The following is a 4,092-nucleotide window of genomic DNA, read 5'->3' as shown; positions in this document are numbered from 1 at the left end:
GGGCGCCGCCGCTCGGGCGGGCGTCGGGGGCCGGGGTGAGCAGCACGCCGCGGATGTCCTGGCCCAGCATCGGCAGCAGGAGTTCGGCGCACTCGTCCAGCGCGGCCCGGAACGCCTCCTCCTGCTCGTACAGTCCGGCGGCCATCCCCGGGTACTGGGAGCCGAAGCCGGTGAACACGAAGGCGGCCGGCCGCTCGGCGCCCTCCGGTGCGGTCCCGGTCAGCAGCCGGCCATCCTGCGGCGCGTCCAGCACGCCCACCGCGTCCTCGACGTCGCGGCAGAGCAGGGCGCGCCGGTGGGCGAACTCCCGGCGCCCGTGCTGGAGCGTGCGGGCGACTCCGGCCAGCGGCAGCCCGGGGTGGGCGCGCAGGTGGTCCCCGAGTTCGGCGGTGGCCGCGTCGAGGACCTCCGCCGACGCGGCGGACAGCACGAGCACCTGCTCGGCCCCGGCGTCCGGTGCGGGCCCGGCGGTCCGCGGGGCCTGCTCGACGACCAGGTGTACATTGGTGCCGCCGAGGCCGAAGGAGCTGACCGCGGCGCGGCGCGGCCCGTCCTCCTGCGGCCAGGGCAGCAGCTCGGTGTTGACGTGGAAGGGGCCGCGGTCCAGCCCCAGCCGGGGGTTGGGCTCCCGGAAGTGCAGCGTCGGCGGGATCTCGCCGTGCTCGACGGCCAGCACCGTCTTGATCAGCCCGGCGATGCCGGCGGCCGAGTCCAGGTGGCCGATATTGGTCTTCACGGAGCCGAGCGCGGTGTGCCCCTGCGGGAGGTCGCCGTAGGCGGACGTCAGTGCGGACACCTCGATCGGGTCACCGAGTACGGTGGCCGTCCCGTGGGCCTCGACGTAGCGGATGCTGCTCGGGTCCACGTCGGCGTTGGAGAGAGCGGCGGTGATGACCGCGGCCTGGGCGGAGGCGCTGGGGGCGCTGAAGCCGGCCCGCTCGGCCCCGTCGTTATTCACCGCGCCGCCCCTGATGACGGCGTGGATGTGGTCGCCGTCCGCGACCGCGTCCTGGAGGCGCTTGAGTACCACCATGCCCACCCCGTCGCCGCCGACGGTGCCCCGGGCCTGCGCGTCGAAGGTGCGGCAGAGGCCGTCGGGTGAGTAGATCCCGTCCTTGCGGTACAGGTAGCCGTCGCGCCGCAGGACGTCGACCGCCACGCCGCCGGCCAGCGCCGTGTCGCACTGGTAGGCCAGCAGCGCCTGGCACGCCTGGGCGACGGCGACCAGGGAGGTGGAGCAGGCCGACTGCACGTTGATGCTGGGCCCATGGAGGCCGAGCTTGTACGACACCCGGGTGCTCAGGAAGTCCGAGCGGTTGCCGATGACCAGCTGGTTGCCGCCCATCACCTCCACCGCGTCGGGGTGCGAGGCGAGGTTGACCAGCAGGTAGGTGTTGTTGCCGGCGCCCGCGTACACCCCGACCAGCCCGTCGTAGCGCCGCGCGTCGAGCCCCGCGCTCTCCAGGGCGGACCAGGCGCACTCCAGCAGCACCCGGTGCTGGGGATCCATCAGTTCGGCTTCCCGCGGCGAGTAGCCGAAGAAGGCCGCGTCGAAGGAGTCGCTCTCCTCCAGCAGGTACCCGGCGGGCACGAAGTCCGGGTCGGCCAGGGTCTCCTGGCCGACGCCGCGGTCGGCGAGCTCCTGCTCGTCGAACCGGGTGACCGCGCAGACCCCGTTCCTGAGGTTGTGCCAGAACTCGTCGATGGTACGGGCCTTGGGGAAGCGGCCCGCCATGCCGACCACGGCGATGTCCAGGCTGTCCTCGAACTGGTCCGGTCCGCTGCTCGGTGTCTCATGCATGACGGCCTCGCTTCGCTCGCAACTGCTGTTGGCGGCGCTTCATGAGCGCGTTCTGCTGGGTTCCCTCGGGCCGGGGGGCCGCGGCGGCGGGAGCCGGATCCGGCGCCGCGTCGAGGAAGGCGGCCTGGGCGCGGACGGACGTGTGCTGGAAGAGGTCCAGCAGTTCGATCTCCCGACCGGCGATCTCCTGGAGCCGGTGCTGGAGTTCCACGAGCAGCAGGGAGTGCCCGCCGACGTCGAAGAAGTTCCGGTCCGCGCCCACCGCGTCCACCCGCAGCACCTCCGCCCACGCCCGGGCGATCCGGCGCTCGGTCTCGCCCTTCGGCTGCGGCCCGGCGGCGCCGGACCGGCCCGCCGGGACGGGCAGGGCCGACCGGTCGACCTTGCCGTGCGGGGTGAGCGGCAGGGCGGCCAGCACCAGGGTGGTCTGCGGGACCATGTGGGCGGGCAGCCGCTCCCGCAGGTGGCGCTCCAGTTCGTCGGCACCGAGCCCCGGCCGGTGCGGCTCCGTGTAGGCGACCACCCGGCGCTCCCCCGGCGCGTCCTCCCGGACGACCGCGACGGCGCCGCGCACCCCGGGGTGGCTCAGCAGCGCCGCCTCGATCTCGCCGAGAGCGACCCGGAACCCCCGGATCTTGATCTGGTCGTCGCGCCGGCCCAGGAAGGCCAGCGAGCCGTCGGCCAGCCGGCGGACGACGTCGCCGGTCCGGTATAGCCGGGCCCCGGGGCCGCCGCCGTGGGTGTCCGGGACGAAGGCCGCCGCGGTGAGGTCCTCCTGCCGGTGGTAGCCCCGGGCCACGTTGACCCCTCCGACGAGCAGCTCGCCCGGCACGCCGTACGGCACCGGCCGGCCCACCGCGTCGACCACGTACGCCTGCGAGTTGGGCAGCGGGACGCCGATCGGCGCGGTCTCGTGGGCCGCGTCCGGGTGGTCGGCCACCGCCAGGGTCAGGACGCCCACCGTGGTCTCGGTCGGCCCGTAGTGGTTGAACACCCGGCAGTGCGGCACGGCGCGCTGCAGCGCGGTCAGCCAGCGCCACTCGGAGGCCTCGCCGCCGACCACGAGCAGCCGGCGGGGCAGCAGTTCCGCGAAGCGCGGCGAGACCTGGAGCGCCCGCAGGTGCGAGGGCGCGATCTTCAGGCAGTCGACGGCGCGGGCCGCCATCCAGTCGGCCAGCCGGTTCGCGTCCAGCGCGCACTCGCGGGACAGCGGGTGAACCTCGCCGCCGGTGCACAGCGGGGTCATCAGCGCGGTGACGCTGGAGTCCACGGTCAGCGGCTGGACCATGGCCCAGCTGAGCGGGGTGTCGATGCCGAAGCGGTCGATCACCGCCGCCGTGTAGCCGACCAGTTGGCGGTTCTCCACCACCACGCCCTTCGGCCGGCCGGTCGAGCCGGAGGTGTAGAGCAGGTAGGCCGCGTCGTCCAGCGCCTCGGCCGGGGTGGGCGTGTCGACGCCGGGCCGCCCCGCCAGCACCGTCCAGCCCTCGTCCAGCGCCACCGTCCGGTGCCCGGGCGCGGCGGCCTGGTCGGCGGCCAGGACGAGGCGCACCTCGGCGTCCGCCAGGATGCCGTCGCGCCGCTCGGCCGGGTCGGCCGGGTCCACCGGCACGTACGCGCCCCGGGCCTTGAGCACGCCCAGCAGCGCCACCACCATCCGGGTGCCGCGCTCCATGCAGATCCCGACCGTGGTCCCGGGCCCGACCCCGTCCTCGCGCAGCAGGTGGGCCAGCCGGTTGGCGTGCCCGTTCAGCTCCCGGTAGGTGAGGGTCCCGCGCTCGGAGCGCACGGCCACCGCGTCGGGGGTACGGGCCGCCTGTACCTCGACGAGCTGGTGGAACGTCAGCTCCGGCAGCGGGGTGCGGACGCCGTTCAGCGCGGCGACCGTCCGCTCTTCCTCCTCGGTGAGGACCGGGAGGGCGGCGACCGGCGCGGCGGGGGCCGCCGCGGCGGCCTCGGCCAGCACCCGGAGGTGGCGCAGCACGCGGTCGGCGGTGGCCCGGTCGAACACGTCGGCGGCGTAGCGCAGCCGGAGGGACAGCGCGCCGTCCGTCGCCGCGCCGTGCAGCTCCAGCTCGCCGGGCACCGCGTCCCCGGCCCCGGGCGCCGGGTCCGCCGGCGGGCCGTCGTGGAAGACGAACGCGGGTCGGCCCGCCAGCTCGGCGGGCGGCAGCTCGGCGCCGGCCCGGGCGCGCTCCAGGTCCCGTCCGACCTGTCCGACCAGGTCGGTGACCCGGTCGGCCGCGGCCACCCCGGCGCGGACGTCCGCTCGTCCCCGGCGCCGCCCTCAG

Annotated in this window: 2 protein-coding genes; both read right to left on the bottom strand. The window is 75.5% G+C overall.

The window, feature by feature from the left end:
* Window positions 1-1,801: type I polyketide synthase (locus tag ABZ885_RS36715; protein WP_360198841.1), on the bottom strand; the 1,801-nt coding region annotated here is incomplete at its 3' end.
* Window positions 1,794-4,052: an amino acid adenylation domain-containing protein gene (locus ABZ885_RS36710; protein ID WP_360198839.1), complete on the bottom strand. Its 2,259-nt coding sequence runs from the start codon at window positions 4,050-4,052 to the stop codon at window positions 1,794-1,796. The genes ABZ885_RS36715 and ABZ885_RS36710, both read right to left, overlap by 8 nt.
* Window positions 4,053-4,092 lie beyond the last annotated feature (40 nt).

Origin of the sequence: Kitasatospora sp. NPDC047058 (genome assembly GCF_040643935.1) — a bacterium.
Classification (GTDB): Bacteria; Actinomycetota; Actinomycetes; order Streptomycetales; family Streptomycetaceae; genus Kitasatospora.
This window is presented reverse-complemented; position numbering and strand designations above follow the sequence as displayed.